We start from the raw sequence: 18,384 nt of genomic DNA on the forward strand, positions 1-18,384 counted from the left end.
GGGACCCCGGGCGGGGTCGTCATTCGCGAACAATCGGGATCAGCATTGTCCGACGCACGGGCCGCTTCGGCCGGTCGTGCGCGCGGGTGTCGCGTGCCACCGATAATCCGTCGATGCGAATCCGCTTTACCAAGATGCAGGGCGCCGGCAACGACTTCGTCGTGCTCGACGAGACGCGCGCGCCGCTCGGGCTGTCCCGCGCGCAGTACCAGTTCCTCGCCGACCGCCATTTCGGTGTCGGCGCTGACCAGATCCTGTCGGTGCGGCCACCGCCGACGGCGGACATCGACTTCCAGTACCTGATCCACAACGCCGACGGCGGCGAGGTGGAGCAGTGCGGCAACGGCGCGCGCTGCTTCCTGCGCTTCGTGCGTGAACACGGCCTGACGGCGAAGGACGCGGTGCGGGTGCAGACGCTGTCGGGCGTGATCGAGCCGCGCGTCGCGCCGGACGGCCGCGTGACGGTCGACATGGGCGCACCGATCTTCGAACCGGCGCGCGTGCCCTTCGACGCCGCCGGGCTCGACCCGCAGCCCGATGGCGACTGGGAGACCTGGCACCTGGCGCTGTCGACGAAGGCCGAAGGCGCGATCGTGCCCTTCGCCATCCTGTCGATGGGCAACCCGCATGCGGTGCAGATCGTCGACGACATCGAGACGGCACGGGTGGCCGAGCAGGGCCCGCTGATCGAACACCATCCGCGCTTTCCGCAGCGGGTGAACGCCGGCTTCCTGCAGATCGTCGACCGCAGCCATGTGCGGCTGCGGGTGTACGAGCGCGGTGCCGGGGAGACGCTGGCCTGCGGGACCGGTGCCTGCGCCGCGGTGGTGGCGGGCATCCGCCTCGGGCGGCTCGACCCCCGTGTCGACGTCGAGACGCGCGGCGGCATCCTCACCATCGAATGGCATGGCATGGGCCAGCCGGTGCACATGACCGGCCCCGCCATCACCGTCTTCGAAGGCGAAATCGACATTCCAGACGAACTATGACCATGCCCAACAACAACAACGCCGCCATGAACCCGATCACCGAAGACGACATCGCCGACTACCTGGCGAACACGCCGGACTTCTTCGAACGCCATGCGCAGTTGCTGGCGCAGGTGCAATTGACCAGCCCGCACGGCAACCGGGCGGTGAGCCTGCAGGAGCGCCAGGCCGAGATGCTGCGCGAGAAGATCAAGGCGCTGGAGCACCGGGTGATGGACATGGTGCGCCACGGCACCGAAAACGCGGTGACGGCCGACCGGCTGCAGCGCTGGACCCGTGGCCTGCTCACCACCCGCGACCCGCGCGGCCTGCCGCCGCAGATCGCCGGCGAACTGCAGTCGCTCTTCATGGTGCCGCAGATCGCCATCAAGGTCTGGGACTGCGAGAAGGCCTACTGGGACGAGCCCTATGCGCAGTGGGTCAGCGATGACATCAAGGCTTTCGCCACCTCGCTCACCGCGCCGTACTGCGGGCTGAACGCCGGGCTCGAGCCCACCGCCTGGCTCGAGGATGCGCGCGCGGCGGTGTCGATCGCGCTGATCCCGCTGCGTGCCGAGCCCGAGGCGCCGGCCTTCGGGCTGCTGGTGCTGGCGTCGCCCGATGCGCAGCGCTTCAACGCCGACATGGGCACCGACTTTCTCGAACGCATCGCCGAACTCGCGTCGGCCGCGCTCTCCCGCCTGCGGCCTTGAGCCCTGCACGGTGGCGGCTGCGAACGGCGCTGCGGCTCCTGGGTGGCGCCGCCGCCCTGGGCGCAGCGCTTTACGCAGGCATCGCGTTCACGATCTGGCAGCGGGCCGAGGCCTTGCTCGCCGCCACGCCGCGGCCGGCCGACGCTGCTCTGGTGCTGGGCAACCGCGCCTACCGGCAGGGCGCGCCCAACCCCTGCCTCACCGGCCGCGTCGACGCCGCGGTCGCGATGGCGCGGGCCGGGCTGGTGCCGCGCCTGCTCATGTCGGGCGGCGTCGACCACGAGGACGGCCGCATCGAATCGCAGGTGATGGATGTGCATGCACGCGCCATCGGCTACAGCGGCCCGGTGCTGCGCGAAAGCCTGTCGAATTCGACCCGCGAGAACCTGGCGATGTCCCTGCCGCTGTTGCGCGAGGTCGGCGTGACGCGGGTGATCGTCGTGTCGGAGCCCTACCACCTGTGGCGGGTCGAGCGGCTGGCGCGCGCCAGCGGTTTCGACCGCGCCTTCGACGTGCAATACGCGGCCGCGCCGACCGCCTGCTGGCGCCGCTGGGGCATGCGCTTTCGCGGCGCGCTGCGCGAACCGCTGGCCATCGTCAACAATGCCGTCCATGGCTACTTCTGAGGACACCGCGGCGGGCGTGAGCGCCCCTGCCGCCGAGGCGCTGATCGAGCGTTACCTCGAGCACGCGCGCGTCGAGCGCCGGCTGGCCGAGCGCACCCTCGACATCTATGCCGAGCACCTGCAGGCGCTGGTCGCGAAGATGGCCGAGGCGCGTCTGCCGGTCGACCGTGTCACCGCCGCCCACGTGCGCCGCTGGATGGCGCAGATGCACAGCGCCGGGCGCGAGCCGCGCGGCATCGCGCTGGTGCTGTCGTGCTGGCGCAGCTTCTATCGGTGGCTCGGCCAGCAGCGGCTGGTGCCGCTCAACCCGGTGCAGGACGTGCGCGCCCCGAAGGCCGGCCGCCCGCTACCCAAGGCCTTGCCCGTCGACGATGCGGTGCAGCTGGCCGAATTGCACGACCCTGACGCGGACCCGTGGACCGAGGCGCGCGACCGCGCCATCGTCGAGCTGCTGTACGGCTGCGGCCTGCGCGTGAGCGAGCTGGTCGGGCTCGACGTGCATGCGGGCAAGGACGCGCGCGGCTGGGTCGACCTCGACGCCGGCGAGGCGCAGGTGCTGGGCAAGGGCAGCAAGCGGCGCAGCGTGCCGGTCGGTCGCAAGGCCCTGGAGGCGCTGCAGGCCTGGCTCGCGCTGCGCGACCATTGTGCGTCGCTGCCGGCGGCGACGCTGCGCGACCCGGCCAGCGCCGCGGCGCTCTTCATCGGCCGCAACGGCACGCGCTTCTCGGCGCAGTCGGTCTGGCAGCGCGTCAAGGCGCGCAGCCTGAAGGCCGGGCTGCCGGCGGCGGTGCATCCACACATGCTGCGCCATTCCTTCGCCAGCCATGTGCTGCAATCGAGCAGCGACCTGCGCGCGGTGCAGGAACTGCTCGGCCACGCCAACATCACGACCACGCAGGTCTACACGCGGCTGGATTTCCAGCACCTGGCCAAGGCCTACGATGCCGCGCATCCGCGGGCCAAGGCCAAAGACAACGACCAATGAAAACACTCCGTCTCAAGCCCGGCAAGGAAAAGTCGCTGCTGCGCCGCCACCCGTGGGTCTTCGAATCCGCCATCGCACGGGGTGGTGCCGATCCCGGCGAAACGGTGCGGGTGGAGTCGCACGACGGCCAATTCCTCGCGTGGGCGGCGTTCAGCCCGAGTTCGCAGATCCGCGCACGCGCCTGGAGCTTCGTCGAGACGCAGCGCATCGACGCTGCGTTCTTGACGTCGCTGTGCGCCCGCGCCGTCGGCGCTCGCCGCTTCTTCGATCTGCAGAGCGACGGCATCCGCCTCGTGCACGGCGAGGCCGACGGACTGCCGGGCCTGATCGTCGACCGCTATGGCGACACATTGGTCGTGCAGTTCGGCTCCGCCGGCGTCGAACGCTGGAAGGACGTGCTGGCCGATGCACTATTGGCGGCCACGGGCCTGACCAAGCTGTACGAGCGTTCCGATGCGAGCGGCCGTGAGCGTGAAGGGCTGAAGCCCGTCACCGGCTGGCTGCGCGGGGAGGGCGCCACCGAGCAGGTGATCCGCGAGCACGACTGGCGGCTGTCGCTCGACGTCGCGACCGGCCACAAGACCGGCTTCTACCTCGACCAGCGCGACAGCCGGCAGCGCTTCGCCGAGATCGCGAAGCATCGGCGGTTCCGCCGCCTGCTCAACTGCTTCTGCTACACAGGCGGCTTCACCGTGGCGGCGCTGGCCGGGCTGAAAGCGGCCGATGCGATCGACGGTGCCGAGCTGACTTCGATCGACTCGTCGCTGCCGGCCTTGGAGCGCGCCCGCACCAACCTGGCGCTCAACGGCTTCGAAGGCGCGAACGCGCAGTTCCTCGATGCCGACGTGAATGCCTCGTTGCGCCGCTTCATCGAGGAAGGCCGCAGCTTCGATGCCATCGTGCTCGACCCACCCAAGTTCGCGCCCACCGTGGCGCATGCCGAGCGCGCCGCGCGGGCCTACAAGGACATCAACCGGCTGGCGCTGAAGCTGCTCGAGCCGGGCGGCGTGCTGCTGACCTTCTCGTGCTCGGGCGGCATCGGTGCCGACCTGTTCCACAAGATCGTGGCCTCGGCCGGGCTGGACGCCGGCGTGGACGGTTACATCAGCGAACGTCTGGGCGCCGCGCCCGACCATCCGATGACCATCGAGTTTCCCGAAGGGGAGTACTTGAAAGGCCTGGTGGTGGTGCGCAAGTAGCCTTTGACCCTGCCGCGGCGCCTGTGGTGCCGCGTCGCTAAACTTTCCGCCTTTCCCGTTCTCGGAGTCCCGCCATGGCCCTCATCCCCGCCACCATCCTCACCGGCTTTCTCGGCTCCGGCAAGACCACGCTGCTCAAACGCATCCTCTCCGAGGCGCACGGCCAGAAGATCGCCGTGATCGAGAACGAATTCGGCGAGGAGAACATCGACAGCGACATCCTGGTGACCGAGTCGAAGGAACAGATCGTGCAGATGAGCAACGGCTGCGTCTGCTGCACCATCCGCGAAGACCTGCGCGAGGCCCTGCAGCTGCTGGCCGCCAAGAAGCGCCAGGGCCTGCTCGACTTCGACCGCGTGGTGATCGAGACCACCGGCCTGGCCGACCCCGGTCCGGTGGCACAGACCTTCTTCATGGACGACGAGATCGCCGAGAGCTACCTGCTCGACTCCATCCTGACGCTGGTCGATGCCAAGCACGCGCCGCAGCAGCTCAACGACCGCCAGGAGGCGCGCCGCCAAGTGGGCTTCGCCGACCAGATCTTCATCAGCAAGAGCGAACTCGTCTCCGAGGCCGAAACCGAGGCGCTGATCCACCGGTTGAAGCACATGAACCCGCGCGCGCCGCAGCAGAAGGCGCATTTCGGCGATGTGCCGCTGAAGGACATCTTCGACCTGCGCGGCTTCAACCTGAACGCCAAGCTCGACATCGACCCGGACTTCCTCAAGGAAGACGACCACGACCATCACGACCATGACCATGCGCACGGCGAGCATTGCGACCATCCCTCGCATGCGCACGAAGGCCATGGCCACCATCACCACACGGACGACGACGTCAAGAGCTTCGTCTACAAGGCCGACCGCGCTTTCGACCCTGCCAAGCTGGAGGATTTCCTCGGCGCGGTGGTGAACATCTACGGCCCCAAGATGCTGCGCTACAAGGGCGTGCTCCATATGAAGGGCACCGAGCGCAAGGTGATCTTCCAGGGCGTGCACCAGTTGATGGGCAGCGACCTCGGCCCGGAATGGGGCGCCGACGAGCAGCGCCAGAGCCGCATGGTGTTCATCGGCATCGATCTGCCGCGCGAGATCCTGGAGCAGGGCCTCGACCAGTGCCTGGTCTGAAAGCCCGGTCGCCGCATCGCCCTGGCGTGCGAAAGGCCCGCCCGGGTCATATCTATATACAATCGCGCGCCTGTTCCGCAGCCACCCCGACCTCTTCGAAGGCCGGGATGTGACTTCCGGCATAGGAGGGCATGCGTACCTGGCGTGCTTTCGAGGGTATAACCCCGAGGGCTCGCCGCTGGCGGGCATCTGACGAGGTAGGCCGTGAGGTCGAAGAACCGCACGGCTTTCAGGGAGAACCAGTGAAAGCGCATTCGAGTTCGTCGAAGGAGCCAGCCACCGTGAAGAAACCTGCCGTGAAGACCAAACCTGTCTTGAAACCGGTCGTCCCGAAGACGCCGGCGGCCAAGTCGGCAGCGTCGTCGGCGAAAAAGGCTTCCACCCCGTCGGCTCCTGCCAAGAAAGTCAGCGTGGCACCGGCAAAGACCGTCCGCGCTGCGAAAGCCGCTCCGCCCGCCCTGGCCCGCAAGGCTGTGGCGAAAAGCACACCGAAGGCAGCCTCCGTGGTTGCCGCGTCGTCCAAACCCATCGGCCGCAGTGCCGAACCACCTGCTCCTCCGCTCCCCATGAAAAAAACGGCTGCCGCCTCCACTTCCGCCCCGGCGACAACTCCCGTCACCTCGATCCCCGCCGCGCCCGCTCCGGCCGCCCGCGGTGGTCGGGTGTCGCGCCTGTCGCAACTGACCGTGCCATCGATGGCGCAGTCGATCGCCTCGACGGCGGCCAAGTCCAGCTTCACGCAGGTCGCCTCGACGGCGCTGGTGCCGCCGCCCCCGCTCGCCGTCAAGAAAGACCCGAAGCTCGCGAACAACTGGAAGACCAAGTCCGCCCAGGAATTGACCGATCCCGAAGTGATCGCCATGCCCGACAGCGAGTACATGAACGAGAAGCAGATGGCCTTCTTCCGCCTGAAGCTGATCGAGCTCAAGCGCGGCATCCTCGAGAACGCCGGCGAGACCACCGAGCACTTGCGCGAAGACACCGTGGTGGTGCCCGACCCGGCCGACCGCGCCACCATCGAGGAAGAGCATGCGCTGGAACTGCGCACGCGTGACCGCGAGCGCAAGCTGCTCAAGAAGATCGAGCAGTCGATCCAGCGCATCGATGCCGGCGATTACGGCTACTGCGACGAGACCGGCGAGCCGATCGGCGTCGGCCGCCTGCTGGCGCGTCCGACTGCCACGCTGTCGCTCGAGGCGCAGCAGCGCCGCGAGCTCAAGCAGAAGATGTTCGGCGACTAGCCCCTGGCCGCCCGACCCGATGACCGCCCGATCGATGCCCTGAGCTCCCGACGCCTCGCATGTCCAAGGAAGAACAGTCCGGCCGTCTGCTGTCGAAAGTGGCGAAGTTTGTGCGCAATCCGCTGAAGGATTGGGCCGAGCTGGACGCACAGGATTCGGCCGCGACCGAGAACGGCTACAGCCGCGAGATGCTCAAGGAGATGATCGAGCGGCGCCAGCGCAACGACTTCGTGCGCCGCCGCGAGTTCGACATGCTGCGCAAGCTGCGCCAGCGCGAGGCGGCCGGCGTGCGCGACCCGGGGCAGCCGTCGTCCCTGAATATCAGCAGCACCTCCGGACGCACCGAAGGGCGCGCGCTCACGCTCAAGAAGATCGACGAGATCGAAGAGCAGATGTCCAAGCAGTGGTGGAAGGGCGCACCGACCACCACGCCCGGCGACGACGAGCCGTCGGTCGATCCGGAAATCCTGGCGGCGCAGCGCGCACGCGCCTATGCGGACACAGCGCCCCAGGTGGCCGACAGCACCGTGCCCGCCGTGCCGCCCGAAATGCTCGCCGGCCCGGCCGAGCCGGCCGGTGCGGCGGCCACGCCGCTGCTGGTGTATGACAGCGCACTCGACGAAGCCGCCATCCGCTTCGCCCATGGCGACGATGCCGGCGCCGAATCGATCCTGCTCCAGAGCCTGCTGTCCGACGCGTCCCAGAACGACCACAACGACATCTGGCTGGCGCTGCTCGACCTGTATCGCGCCATCGGCGATGCCGAGAAGTTCGTGGCGGCGAGCACCCGCTATGCCCAGCGCATGAAGCGCAACGGACCCGAGTGGGTGTCCTTGCGGGCGCTGGCGCGCGGGGTGCAGACCAGCGTCGCAGCCACGGGTCAGCATTCGGCCGACTGGCGCAGTCCTGCGCAACTCAATCGGGAGGGCCTGGTCGAGCTGACGCGCGCATTGGGTGGGGCTGGTGCGGTCTGGACGCTCGACTGGCGGCTGCTCGCCAGCATCGACCTGTCTGCCGCCGGCCCCCTGAAGTCGCTGTTCGCCCACTGGTCCGGTGCGCCGGTCGACGTGCGCTTCCTCGGTGCCGGCCGTCTGCTGGCGGTGCTCGAGAAGGCCACGCCGTCCAACGACCGCGGCGTGGACGAGGCATGGTGGCAACTGCGCATGGCCGCATTGCGGCTGATGAACGAGGTCGACCTGTTCGAGTTGGTCGCACTCAACTACTGCATCACCTACGAAGTCTCGCCCCCGCCGTGGCAGGAGCCACAAGGTCGGTACGCGGCGGTGGAGCCGCCGGCGGCGAGTGGAACCGGCGGCTTCTCGATCAGCGCCGGTGGCAACACGCCGGCTTCGTCGCCAGCCGCCCCGGAAACGCTGGGCGCGACGCTCGCCGGCGACCTGAGCGGCGAATCCGAATCGACCTGGCGCCGGCTCGACGCGGAAATCGCCGATGCCGAGATGGCCGACGCGTCGGCACCGGCGACCATCGCCTGCGGGGCGCTGGTCCGGCTGGACCTCGCGGCCGCGGGCACGCTGCTGCAGTGGGTGACCGAGCGCGATGCCAACGGTCAGCGGGTCCAGTTCGTCGACGCCCACCGGCTGATTGCCGCCTTCTTCAAGGTCGTCGGCATCGCGGACCACGCACTGGTGCGCGTGCGCGACTGACGACCGCGCGCCCTCACAAGGGCGTTACCGGGGTGTTACCACGGTGGCTTTCGCGCTCCCTTGCATTGAGGGGCGCCATCCCCAGATGGCTGCGATGGAACAGTTTCACGGCACCACCATCGTGAGCGTGCGCCGCAAGACCCCCCAAGGCGATCAGGTCGCCATCGGCGGGGACGGGCAGGTCACTCTCGGCAATATCGTCATCAAGGGCACGGCACGCAAGGTCCGGCGGCTCTATCACGGCAAGGTGCTGGCCGGCTTTGCCGGCGCCACGGCCGACGCCTTCACGCTCTTCGAGCGCTTCGAAGCCAAGCTCGAAAAGCACCAGGGCAACCTGACCCGGGCGGCGGTCGAGCTCACCAAGGACTGGCGCACCGACCGCGTGCTGCGCAAGCTCGAGGCCATGCTGGCTGTGGCCGATGCCACCACCTCGCTCATCATCACCGGCAACGGCGACGTGTTGGAGCCGGAAGACGGCGTGGTCGCCATCGGTTCGGGCGGCGCCTACGCGCAGTCGGCCGCCAAGGCGCTGCTGGACAACACCGAGCTCAGTGCCGAGCAGATCGTGCGCAAGTCGCTGGCGATCGCCGGAGAAATCTGCATTTACACGAACATGAACCATACGGTGGAAGCGCTCTGACCATGTCCATGACCCCTCAGGAAATCGTCTCCGAGCTCGACAACCACATCGTTGGCCAGCCCGACGCCAAGCGCGCCGTCGCGATCGCCCTGCGCAACCGCTGGCGCCGCCAGCAGGTCGACGAGACGCTGCGCCAGGAGATCACGCCGAAGAACATCCTCATGATCGGGCCGACGGGCGTCGGCAAGACCGAGATCGCCCGCCGCCTGGCGCGGCTGGCCGATGCACCCTTCATCAAGGTCGAGGCCACCAAGTTCACCGAGGTGGGCTACGTCGGCAAGGACGTCGACTCGATCATCCGCGACCTGGCCGAGATCGCCGTCAAGCAGACGCGCGAGAAGGAGAGCGCCAAGGTGCGCATGCGCGCCGAAGATGCCGCGGAAGACCGCATCCTCGATGTGCTGCTGCCGCCGGCGCGCACCGGTGCCGATGGCGCGGCGGTCGCCGACAGCGGCAACGCCACCCGCCAGGCCTTCCGCAAGAAGCTGCGCGAAGGCGCGCTCGACGACAAGGAGATCGAGCTCGACCTGGCTGAAACGCGCGCGCCGCTCGAGATCATGGGGCCGGCCGGCATGGAAGAAATGACCGAGCAGCTCAAGGGCATGTTCGGCCAGCTCGGCCAGGCCAAGCGCAAGACGCGCAAGCTCAAGATCGCCGAGGCGATGCGCCTGTTGATCGACGAGGAGGCCGGCAAGCTGGTCAACGAAGACGAGATCCGCATCCAGGCGATCGCCAATGCCGAGCAGAACGGCATCGTCTTCATCGACGAGATCGACAAGGTGGCCACGCGCACCGACACGCAGGGCGCCGACGTGTCGCGCCAGGGCGTGCAGCGCGATCTGCTGCCGCTGGTCGAGGGCACGGCGGTCACCACCAAGTACGGCGTGGTGCGCACCGACCACATCCTGTTCATCGCCAGCGGCGCCTTCCACCTGAGCCGGCCGAGCGACCTGATTCCCGAGATGCAGGGGCGCTTTCCGATCCGCGTGGAACTGCAGTCGCTGTCGGTGGCCGACTTCGAGGCGATCCTCACGCAGACCCGCGCCTCGCTGGTCAAGCAGTACCAGGCGCTGCTGGCCACCGAAGGCGTCACGCTCGACTTCGCGCCGGACGGCATCACGCGCCTGGCCGGCATCGCCTTCGAGGTGAACGAGCGCACCGAGAACATCGGCGCGCGCCGGCTCTCGACCGTGATGGAGCGGCTGCTCGACGAGGTGAGCTTCGATGCCGCACGCCTGGAAGGCCAGTCGGTGCGCATCGACGCGGCCTATGTGGAACAACGGCTCGCGGCACTAAGTCACGACGAAGATCTTTCCCGCTTCATCCTCTGACGCGCAAGGCGTCGGGGCACTTGGCTTCGCGCAGAACATTCACTGCGTGAGCTAAGTGCTTCATTTGCAACGGAATTCGCGTTCTCGAAGGGTTCGAAAATCGCGCTAAGTCGTTGATTCCATTACAAAAAATAGACAACGGCCCCTGTTGTCGTACCTTGGTTTCCTGCTACAGTGCAAAAAAGTGCAGTTAAGTGGGAAAAAGTGTCGGATGTTGCCTCGTCGAGGTGCGCGACCGCTCCCACCACAGGGGTTCCGTGGCCGTGTTTCAAGGCGCTTCATCGCTGAGTCTGGATGCGAAGGGTCGGCTCTCCGTGCCGACCCGGCATCGCGACGTGCTGGCCGCCACGGCCGGCGGTCAACTCACGATCACGCGCCATCCCCACGGCTGCCTGATGATTTTCCCGCGCCCCGCGTGGGAGCAGTTCCGCGAGCGCATCGCCGCGATGCCGCTGAAGGACCAATGGCTCAAGCGCCTGTTCCTCGGCAACGCGATGGACGTCGACATGGACGGCACCGGCCGCATCCTGGTGTCGCCCGAACTGCGTGCCGCCGCGAACATCGGGCGTGACACGCTGCTGCTCGGCATGGGCAGCCACTTCGAGCTCTGGGACAAGGCCACGCACGACGCCAAGGAAGCGGAAGCGATCCAGGCCGGCCTGCAGTCCGAAGCGCTCCAGGACCTCGCCTTTTGACGAGCGCGCCCTTGGACACCTCCTGGACCCACACCACCGTGCTGCTGCACGAAGCGGTCGACGCACTGCTCGACGGACGCGCGCAGCCGCTCGGCGGCACCTATGTCGATGCGACCTTCGGCCGCGGGGGCCACAGCCGGCTGCTGCTGGAGCGATTGGCGCCGGAGGCACGGCTCATCGCGTTCGACAAGGACGCGGAAGCGGTGGCCGAAGCAGCGCGCATCACCGATGCGCGTTTTTCCATCCGGCACCAGGGCTTCAAGGATCTGGGGGAGTTGCCGCCGGGCAGCGTGACGGGGCTCCTGATGGACCTCGGCATCAGCTCTCCGCAGATCGACAACCCCGCACGGGGTTTTTCTTTTCGTTTCGACGGCCCGCTCGACATGCGCATGGACACCACGCGCGGCGAGAGCGTGGCCGAGTGGCTGGCAACGGCCGAAATTCAGCAGATTGCAGAGGTGATCCGTGACTATGGCGAAGAACGGTTTGCTGTTCAGATTGCAAAGGCGATTGATGCTCGCCGACAAGAACGGGGCCCAATTTCAACCACCACCGAGCTGGCCGAGCTCGTGGCTGGCACGGTCAAAACCCGCGAGCAGGGCCAGAACCCTGCAACGCGCACATTTCAGGCTCTTCGGATTTTCATCAACGCCGAGCTTGAAGAGCTGCAACAGGCGCTAGAGGCCAGCCTCGCGGTGCTGCAGCCCGGCGGCCGGCTGGCGGTGATTGCCTTCCATTCGCTGGAAGACCGGATCGTCAAGCAGTTCATCGCGACGCACTCGAAAGAGGTCTACGACCGCCGTGCGCCTTTCGCCGCGCCGAAGGTGATGAAGCTGCGCGCCCTGGGCCGCATCCGCCCGTCCGAGGCCGAGGTGGCCGCCAACCCGCGCGCCCGCAGCGCGATCCTGCGGGTGGCGGAAAGGACCGACGCATGACGCGCCTCAACGTCCTGCTGCTGCTGGCCGTGATGGCCACCGCGATGTTCCTCGTGCACACGCAGTACCGCTCGCGCCTGCTCTACACCGAGCTCGACCGCGCCGGCACCGAGGCGCGCCGGCTCGAGGTCGAGGGCGATCGGCTGCAGGTCGAGAAGCGCGCGCAGGCGACACCGCTGCGGGTCGAGAAGCTGGCCAAGGAGCAGCTGAAGATGCGCACCACCACACCCGCCATCACGCAGTACGTGCGCGCAGACGGCACGGTGATCCCGCCGATTCCGGCACCGGCGGCTTCCGCGCCTGCCAAGCCGCCCGCGCCCGCCCGGAGGAACGGTTGATGGCCCGCCGCAGCCGCAGCGTGCAGTACACGACCAGCCCCTTGCTCGCGAGCAAGACGCCGGTCTGGCGCAGCAAGTTCATCGTCGCCGCGATCGCGCTTGGCTTCGTGGTGCTGGCCGCCCGTGCAGCCTACGTGCAGGTGGTCGGCAACGAGTTCTTCCAGAAGCAAGGCGAGGTGCGCTTCGCCCGCACGCTCGAGCTGCCGGCCAACCGCGGCCGCATCCTCGACCGCAACGGGCTGCTGCTCGCCTCCAGCGTGGTGGCGCCGAGCATCTGGGCCATCCCGGAAGACATCGAGCGCAACGACCCCGAGGTGAAGGCCAAGCTCCGGCAAGTGGCCAAGCTGCTGGGCATGGCGCAGAAGGACTTCGACAAGAAGCTCGAGGACGAGGACAAGACCTTCGTCTGGATCCAGCGCCAGGTGGACGCGCCGATCGCCAAGCAGATCGCCGACCTCAACCTCAAGGGCATCTACCAGCGCAAGGAATACAAGCGCCAGTACCCCGAGGGAGAGGCTGCGGCGCACGTGGTGGGCTTCACCAACGTGGAAGACCACGGCCAGGAGGGCATCGAGCTTGCGTTCGACAAGGAGCTCGCCGGCAAGGCCGGTTCGCGCCGCGTCATCAAGGACCGCCTGGGCCGCGTGGTCGAAGGCGTCGGCGAGAGCGTGCCGCCAGTGGACGGCCGCGACATCCAGCTGTCGGTCGACAGCAAGGTGCAGTTCTTCGCCTACCAGAAGCTGCGCGACGCGGTCATCGCGCGCCGTGCCAAGGCCGGCAGCGTGGTGGTGCTCGACAGCACCACCGGCGAGATCCTCGCGCTCGCGAACTACCCGAGCTACGTGCCCGACAAGCGTCAGAACCTCACCGGCGAGCAGCTGCGCAACCGCGCGCTCACCGACACCTTCGAGCCCGGCTCGACGATGAAGCCGATCACCGTGGCGATGGCGCTCGAGGCCGGTCGCGTGAAGCCGTCGACGCTCATCGACACCGGTCCCGGCCGCTTCCAGATCGGCGGCTTCACCATCAGCGACACGCACAACTACGGCACGCTGACGGTGGAGGGCGTGATCCAGAAGTCGAGCAACGTCGGAGCGCTCAAGATCGCGCAGAAGATGACGCCGCACGAGATGTGGGACACCTACACCGCGCTCGGCTACGGCCAGAAGCCGCAGGTGCAGTTTCCCGGCGCCGTCACCGGCCGGCTGCGCCCGTGGAAGAACTGGAAGCCGGTCGAGCAGGCCACCATGGCCTACGGCTACGGCCTGTCGGCGTCGCTGTTTCAAATGGCGCATTCGTACACAGCCTTCGCGCACGACGGCAGCATCATCCCGGTGACGATGCTCAAGAGTTCCGACGCGGCGGTCGGTGTGCGCGTGTTCTCCGCCGAGAACGCGCACGCGGTGCGCAAGATGCTGCAGATGGCCGCCGGCCCCGGCGGCACCGGCCAGCTCGCGCAGACCGTGGGCTACTCGGTGGGCGGCAAGTCCGGCACGGCGCACAAGCAGGTCGGCAAGGGCTACGCCAGCAACAAGTACCGCGCCTGGTTCACCGGCATGGCGCCGATCGAGAAGCCGCGCATCATCGTCGGCGTGATGATCGACGAGCCGAGCGACGGCCAGTATTTCGGCGGCCTGGCCGCCGCGCCTGTCTTCAGCGAAGTCGTGCAACAGACGCTGCGCATGATGAACGTGGCGCCCGACCTCGCGGTCAAACCGCTGGTCATCACGCAAGGCGTGGACGAGAGCTTCTGATGGACGACCTGAACCTCCGCACCCCCAACGAAGCCGCGCACTGGCTGCGCTCCTGCGTGGGGGGCGACCTGCACGCCGACAGCCGGCAGGTCGGTGATGGCGATGGCTTTATCGCCTGGCCCGGCGCCGCGACCGACGGGCGCGCGCACGTGGCGTCCGCGCTGGCGCAGGGCGCCTCGGTGTGCCTGGTCGAGCGCGAAGGTGTCGAGGCCTTCGGCTTCGACGAGCGCCAGCCGATCGCCAGCTTCGCCGGCCTGAAGGCCGCGACAGGGCCGATCGCCGCGTCGTTCTACGGCCAGCCGTCGAGCCAGATCCCGCTCATCGCCGTGACCGGCACCAACGGCAAGACCTCGACCGCCTGGTGGCTGGCCGAAGCGCTGACGAAGCGTCCGGGCCACGGCCCTTGCGCGCTGATCGGCACGCTCGGCATCGGCGTGCCGCCCGAGCTGCGCTACACCGGCCTCACCACGCCCGACCCGGTGATGCTGCAGCGCGAACTGCGCCGCTTCGTCCGGCAGGGCTTCAGCGCCTGCGCCATCGAGGCCTCGTCGATCGGCATCGCCGAACGCCGGCTCGACGGCTGCGAGATCCGCGTCGCGGTCTTCACCAACTTCACGCAGGACCACCTCGACTACCACGGCAGCATGGACGCCTACTGGGAGGCGAAGGCCGAGCTGTTCCGCTGGCCCGGCCTCGCCGCGGCGGTGGTCAACATCGACGACCTGCACGGCGCGACGCTGGTCAAGAACCTGATCGACCGCGGCACCGGCGCGCTCGACGTCTGGACCGTGTCGGCCAGCGGCGGCGCCGCGCGCCTGATGGCGCAGGCCATCCGCTACGACGCCGAGGGCCTGCGCTTCGACGTGGTCGAGCAGGGCGCCGACACGCGGACGCTGTCGACCCGACTCATCGGCCAGTACAACGTCGCCAACCTGCTCGGCGTGATCGGCGCACTGCGCGCCCTCGGCATGACGCTGGCCGATGCGGTCGATGCGTGCCGCGACCTGCAGAGCGTGCCGGGCCGCATGGAGCGCGTCGCGCTGCCGGGCCAGCCGCTGGCGGTGGTCGACTACGCCCACACGCCCGATGCGCTCGACAAGGCGCTGGCCGGCCTGCGGCCGCTGGCTGCGCAACGCGGCGGCGCGCTGTGGTGCGTGTTCGGTTGCGGCGGCGACCGCGACGCGACCAAGCGCCCGTTGATGGCGGCCGTCGCCGAGACGCAGGCCGATCGCGTGGTGATCACCAGCGACAACCCCCGCAGGGAGAAGCCGGCCGCGATCATCGGTCAGATCCTGCTCGGGCTGACGGACCCCGATGCCGCGCAGGTCGAGCCGGACCGCGCACGCGCCATCGCCGAAACGCTGGCCCAGGCGGCACCCGCCGACGTGGTGCTGATCGCCGGCAAGGGCCACGAGGCCTGGCAGGAAGCCGGTGGCGTGCGCACCGAATTTTCAGATCGAATCCACGCGCTCGACGCGTTGCAACGCAGGAGTGCCGAATGAGCGCGCAGGTCCCCATGATGACGCTCGGCCAGGCACTCGCCTGGGTGCCCGGTGCACGCCTGGTGGGCGATGCCGGAACGCCGATCGTGCGCGTGCACAGCGACACCCGCAGCCTGCAGCCGGGCGACCTCTTCGTGGCGCTGCGCGGCGAGCGCTTCGATGCCAACGACTTCCTTGCCGACGCCCGGGCCAAGGGCGCGGTGGCCGCCATCGCGCACGGCGGGCTCGAGGCCGCCGGCCTGCCGGGCCTGGAAGTGCCCGACTCGCTGGCCGCACTCGGCGCGCTGGCCGCCGGCTGGCGCGCCCAGTTCGACCTGCCGCTGGTGGCCGTCACCGGCAGCAACGGCAAGACCACCGTCACGCAGATGGTCGCGACCATCCTCCACGCCGCCTGGGGCGACCGGGCGCTGGCGACGGTCGGCAACTTCAACAACGAGATCGGCCTGCCGCTCACGCTGTTGCGGCTGCGGGCGCACCACCAGTTGGCGGTGGTCGAACTGGGCATGAATCACCCGGGCGAGATCGCGCGGCTCGCGACCATCGCACGGCCGACCATCGCCCTGGTCAACAACGCCCAGCGCGAGCACCTGGAATTCATGGCGACAGTCGAGGCCGTGGCGCGCGAGAACGGCAGCGTGTTCACCGAGCTGCCCGAAGGCGGCACGGCCGTGTTTCCGTTCGGCGACGCCTTCACCACGCTGTGGAACGAGATCGCGCACGAAGGCGCGAGCCACCGCTGCCTGACCTTCGGCGACCATCCCGATGCCGACATCGGTCTGACGCGCGCCGAATGGCGTCAGGGCGCCTGGGCCATCGCAGTGCGCACGCCGCTCGGTGCCATGCAGACCACGCTGGCCATCGCCGGCCACCACAACGTCATCAATGCGCTGGCCGCCACCGCCTGCGCGCTGTCCAGCGGCGTCTCGCTCGAGAAGATCGCCGAGGGCCTGGCGGCCTTCGAGCCGGTCAAGGGCCGTTCGAAAGCCACCGAGTTGACGCTGGCCCCGGGCCGCACGCTGACGCTGATCGACGACACCTACAACGCGAACCCCGACTCGGTGCGCGCCGCCATCGACGTGCTGGCGGCCCTGCCCGGCCCGCGCCTGCTGGTGCTGGGCGACATGGGCGAAGTCGGCGACCAGGCCGAGGGCTTCCACGCGGAAGTGGGCGAATGGGCACGCGACCGCGGCGTCGAGATGCTGTTCGCCCTGGGCAAGGACAGCGTGCACACCGTGGCAGCGTTCGTCGTCGACGAGCGGGTGCGCCGTCGGGGTCGCCACTTCGAGGACATCGAGGCGCTCAACGCGGCCGTGTGCGAACAGTTGCCCACACTGGCCAGCGTGCTGGTCAAGGGCTCGCGCTTCATGCGGATGGAGCGGGTGGTTCAGGCCATCGCCGAGTCCATCGAGTCCACCGAGCCCATCGCGATTTCCGACAACCACAACAACAAGGAGGCCGGTCATGCTGCATGAACCGCGCACCACCGCATGCTGATGAGCCTGGCCCAATGGCTGCAGACGCTCTCGCCCGAGTTCGGGTTCCTGCGCGTCTTCCAGTACCTCACCTTCCGTGCGCTGATGGCCGCGACCACGGCGCTGCTGATCGGCCTGGCGGTCGGCCCGTACGCCATTCGTCGCCTGACCGCGCTCAAGATCGGCCAGCCGGTGCGCGGCTACGGCATGGAAACCCACCTGACCAAGAGTGGCACGCCCACCATGGGCGGCGTGCTGGTGCTGTTCTCCATCGCCTTCGCCACCGTGCTCTGGTTCGACCTGAGCAACCGCTTCGTCTGGATCGTGCTGTGGGTGACACTGGGCTTCGGCGCCATCGGCTGGGTCGACGACTGGCGCAAGGTGGTGCGCAAGGACCCGGAAGGCATGCGCTCGCGTGAGAAGTACTTCTGGCAGTCGCTGGTCGGCCTGCTGGCCGGTTTCTACCTGCTGTTCAGCATCTCGGAGAGCTCCAACTGGCGCGTGCTGGAGCTGTTCTATGCCTGGGTGCGTTCGGGCTTCGCGCTCGACTTCCCGCCCAAGATCAACCTGTTGGTGCCCTTCTTCAAGGAAATCAGCTATCCGCTCGGCGGCATCGGCTTCGTGATCCTGACCTACCTGGTGATCGTGGGTTCGAGCAACGCGGTGAATCTCACCGACGGCCTCGACGGCCTGGCGATCATGCCGGTGGTGATGGTCGGTTCGGCGTTGGGCGTGTTCGCCTACGTCACCGGCAGCTCGGTCTATTCGAAGTACCTGCTGTTCCCGCACATCCCCGGCTCGGGCGAGTTGCTGGTGTTCTGCTCGGCGATGGCCGGCGCGGGCCTGGCTTTCCTGTGGTTCAACACCCACCCGGCGCAGGTGTTCATGGGCGACGTCGGCGCGCTGGCGCTGGGCGGCGCGCTCGGCACCATCGCGGTCATCGTGCGCCAGGAGATCGTGTTCTTCATCATGGGGGGCATCTTCGTCGTCGAGGCGATCTCGGTGATGGCGCAGGTGATGTACTTCAAGTACACCAAGAAGCGCTTCGGCGAAGGTCGCCGCATCCTCAAGATGGCGCCGCTGCACCACCACTTCGAGAAGAGCGGCTGGCGCGAGACGCAGGTCGTCGTGCGCTTCTGGATCATCACGATGCTGCTGTGCCTCGTGGGCCTGTCGACACTCAAGCTTCGGTGA

At 68.3% G+C, this 18,384-nt stretch carries 18 protein-coding genes and 1 pseudogene; 17 read left to right on the forward strand and 2 right to left on the reverse strand.

Going from position 1 to position 18,384, the window contains the following annotated elements:
• Window positions 1–113: 113 nt before the first annotated feature.
• The 6 genes from dapF (at window position 114) to ACSFBE_RS00990 (ending at window position 5,618) form a co-directional block, all read left to right on the forward strand.
• Window positions 114–989, forward strand: a complete 876-nt coding sequence (gene dapF, locus ACSFBE_RS00965) for a diaminopimelate epimerase (RefSeq protein ID WP_435488494.1) — start codon at window positions 114–116, stop codon at window positions 987–989.
• Window positions 986–1,681: a DUF484 family protein gene (locus ACSFBE_RS00970; RefSeq protein WP_435488495.1), complete on the forward strand. Its 696-nt coding sequence runs from the start codon at window positions 986–988 to the stop codon at window positions 1,679–1,681. The genes dapF and ACSFBE_RS00970 overlap by 4 nt, the downstream gene beginning before the upstream one ends.
• On the forward strand, window positions 1,678–2,307 hold the full coding sequence (locus tag ACSFBE_RS00975; RefSeq protein ID WP_435488496.1) for a YdcF family protein: 630 nt from the start codon (window positions 1,678–1,680) through the stop codon (window positions 2,305–2,307). The genes ACSFBE_RS00970 and ACSFBE_RS00975 overlap by 4 nt, the downstream gene beginning before the upstream one ends.
• On the forward strand, window positions 2,294–3,292 hold the full coding sequence (locus tag ACSFBE_RS00980) for a tyrosine recombinase XerC (protein WP_435488497.1): 999 nt from the start codon (window positions 2,294–2,296) through the stop codon (window positions 3,290–3,292). Before ACSFBE_RS00975 ends, ACSFBE_RS00980 begins: the two co-directional genes overlap by 14 nt.
• A complete protein-coding gene (locus ACSFBE_RS00985; RefSeq protein ID WP_435488498.1) occupies window positions 3,289–4,491 on the forward strand; it encodes a class I SAM-dependent rRNA methyltransferase in 1,203 nt (400 codons plus the stop codon). The genes ACSFBE_RS00980 and ACSFBE_RS00985 overlap by 4 nt, the downstream gene beginning before the upstream one ends.
• Window positions 4,492–4,565: 74 nt before the next feature.
• On the forward strand, window positions 4,566–5,618 hold the full coding sequence (locus ACSFBE_RS00990; RefSeq protein ID WP_435488499.1) for a CobW family GTP-binding protein: 1,053 nt from the start codon (window positions 4,566–4,568) through the stop codon (window positions 5,616–5,618).
• Between the two features lie 229 nt (window positions 5,619–5,847).
• Here ACSFBE_RS00990 and ACSFBE_RS00995 read toward each other — a convergent pair whose 3' ends face one another.
• Window positions 5,848–6,147 (reverse strand): hypothetical protein, encoded by a 300-nt coding sequence (locus tag ACSFBE_RS00995; protein WP_435488500.1) that lies wholly within the window; start codon window positions 6,145–6,147, stop codon window positions 5,848–5,850.
• A 37-nt stretch (window positions 6,148–6,184) separates the two neighbouring features.
• Between ACSFBE_RS00995 and dksA the strand changes: the two genes are divergently transcribed.
• From dksA to hslU, 4 genes and pseudogenes are all read left to right on the forward strand, one after another.
• Window positions 6,185–6,859, forward strand: a complete 675-nt coding sequence (gene dksA / locus ACSFBE_RS01000) for an RNA polymerase-binding protein DksA (protein WP_435488501.1) — start codon at window positions 6,185–6,187, stop codon at window positions 6,857–6,859.
• A gap of 59 nt (window positions 6,860–6,918) precedes the next feature.
• On the forward strand, window positions 6,919–8,523 hold the full coding sequence (locus ACSFBE_RS01005; RefSeq protein WP_435488502.1) for an STAS domain-containing protein: 1,605 nt from the start codon (window positions 6,919–6,921) through the stop codon (window positions 8,521–8,523).
• A 94-nt stretch (window positions 8,524–8,617) separates the two neighbouring features.
• Window positions 8,618–9,163 carry an ATP-dependent protease subunit HslV gene (gene hslV, locus ACSFBE_RS01010; RefSeq protein ID WP_435488503.1) on the forward strand — a complete coding sequence of 182 codons (546 nt, stop codon included), beginning with the start codon at window positions 8,618–8,620 and terminating at the stop codon, window positions 9,161–9,163.
• Window positions 9,164–9,171: 8 nt separating this feature from the next.
• Window positions 9,172–10,431, forward strand: a pseudogene (gene hslU, locus ACSFBE_RS01015) (ATP-dependent protease ATPase subunit HslU); the annotation flags it as partial.
• Window positions 10,432–10,460: 29 nt separating this feature from the next.
• Here hslU and ACSFBE_RS01020 read toward each other — a convergent pair.
• Window positions 10,461–10,514: a hypothetical protein gene (locus tag ACSFBE_RS01020; protein ID WP_435450892.1), complete on the reverse strand. Its 54-nt coding sequence runs from the start codon at window positions 10,512–10,514 to the stop codon at window positions 10,461–10,463.
• 243 nt (window positions 10,515–10,757) lie between these two features.
• On the opposite strand from ACSFBE_RS01020, the gene mraZ reads away from it, so the two are divergent.
• The 7 genes from mraZ to mraY are packed head-to-tail and all read left to right on the forward strand — an operon-like array spanning window position 10,758 to window position 18,384.
• The gene (mraZ, locus tag ACSFBE_RS01025) at window positions 10,758–11,189 is read left to right on the forward strand and encodes a division/cell wall cluster transcriptional repressor MraZ (RefSeq protein ID WP_435488886.1); all 432 of its coding nucleotides are present in this window, start codon (window positions 10,758–10,760) and stop codon (window positions 11,187–11,189) included.
• Between the two features lie 11 nt (window positions 11,190–11,200).
• A complete protein-coding gene (rsmH, locus tag ACSFBE_RS01030) occupies window positions 11,201–12,124 on the forward strand; it encodes a 16S rRNA (cytosine(1402)-N(4))-methyltransferase RsmH (RefSeq protein WP_435488504.1) in 924 nt (307 codons plus the stop codon).
• Window positions 12,121–12,462 carry a cell division protein FtsL gene (gene ftsL, locus ACSFBE_RS01035; protein WP_435488505.1) on the forward strand — a complete coding sequence of 114 codons (342 nt, stop codon included), beginning with the start codon at window positions 12,121–12,123 and terminating at the stop codon, window positions 12,460–12,462. Before rsmH ends, ftsL begins: the two co-directional genes overlap by 4 nt.
• Window positions 12,462–14,216, forward strand: a complete 1,755-nt coding sequence (locus ACSFBE_RS01040; protein WP_435488506.1) for a peptidoglycan D,D-transpeptidase FtsI family protein — start codon at window positions 12,462–12,464, stop codon at window positions 14,214–14,216. Before ftsL ends, ACSFBE_RS01040 begins: the two co-directional genes overlap by 1 nt.
• Window positions 14,216–15,718 (forward strand): UDP-N-acetylmuramoyl-L-alanyl-D-glutamate--2,6-diaminopimelate ligase, encoded by a 1,503-nt coding sequence (locus ACSFBE_RS01045; protein WP_435488507.1) that lies wholly within the window; start codon window positions 14,216–14,218, stop codon window positions 15,716–15,718. The genes ACSFBE_RS01040 and ACSFBE_RS01045 overlap by 1 nt, the downstream gene beginning before the upstream one ends.
• Window positions 15,715–17,190 carry a UDP-N-acetylmuramoyl-tripeptide--D-alanyl-D-alanine ligase gene (locus ACSFBE_RS01050; protein ID WP_435488508.1) on the forward strand — a complete coding sequence of 492 codons (1,476 nt, stop codon included), beginning with the start codon at window positions 15,715–15,717 and terminating at the stop codon, window positions 17,188–17,190. Before ACSFBE_RS01045 ends, ACSFBE_RS01050 begins: the two co-directional genes overlap by 4 nt.
• A gap of 15 nt (window positions 17,191–17,205) precedes the next feature.
• Window positions 17,206–18,384: a phospho-N-acetylmuramoyl-pentapeptide-transferase gene (gene mraY / locus ACSFBE_RS01055; RefSeq protein ID WP_435488509.1), complete on the forward strand. Its 1,179-nt coding sequence runs from the start codon at window positions 17,206–17,208 to the stop codon at window positions 18,382–18,384.

The organism is Variovorax sucrosi, from assembly GCF_051216635.1.
GTDB lineage: Bacteria > Pseudomonadota > Gammaproteobacteria > Burkholderiales > Burkholderiaceae_C > Variovorax.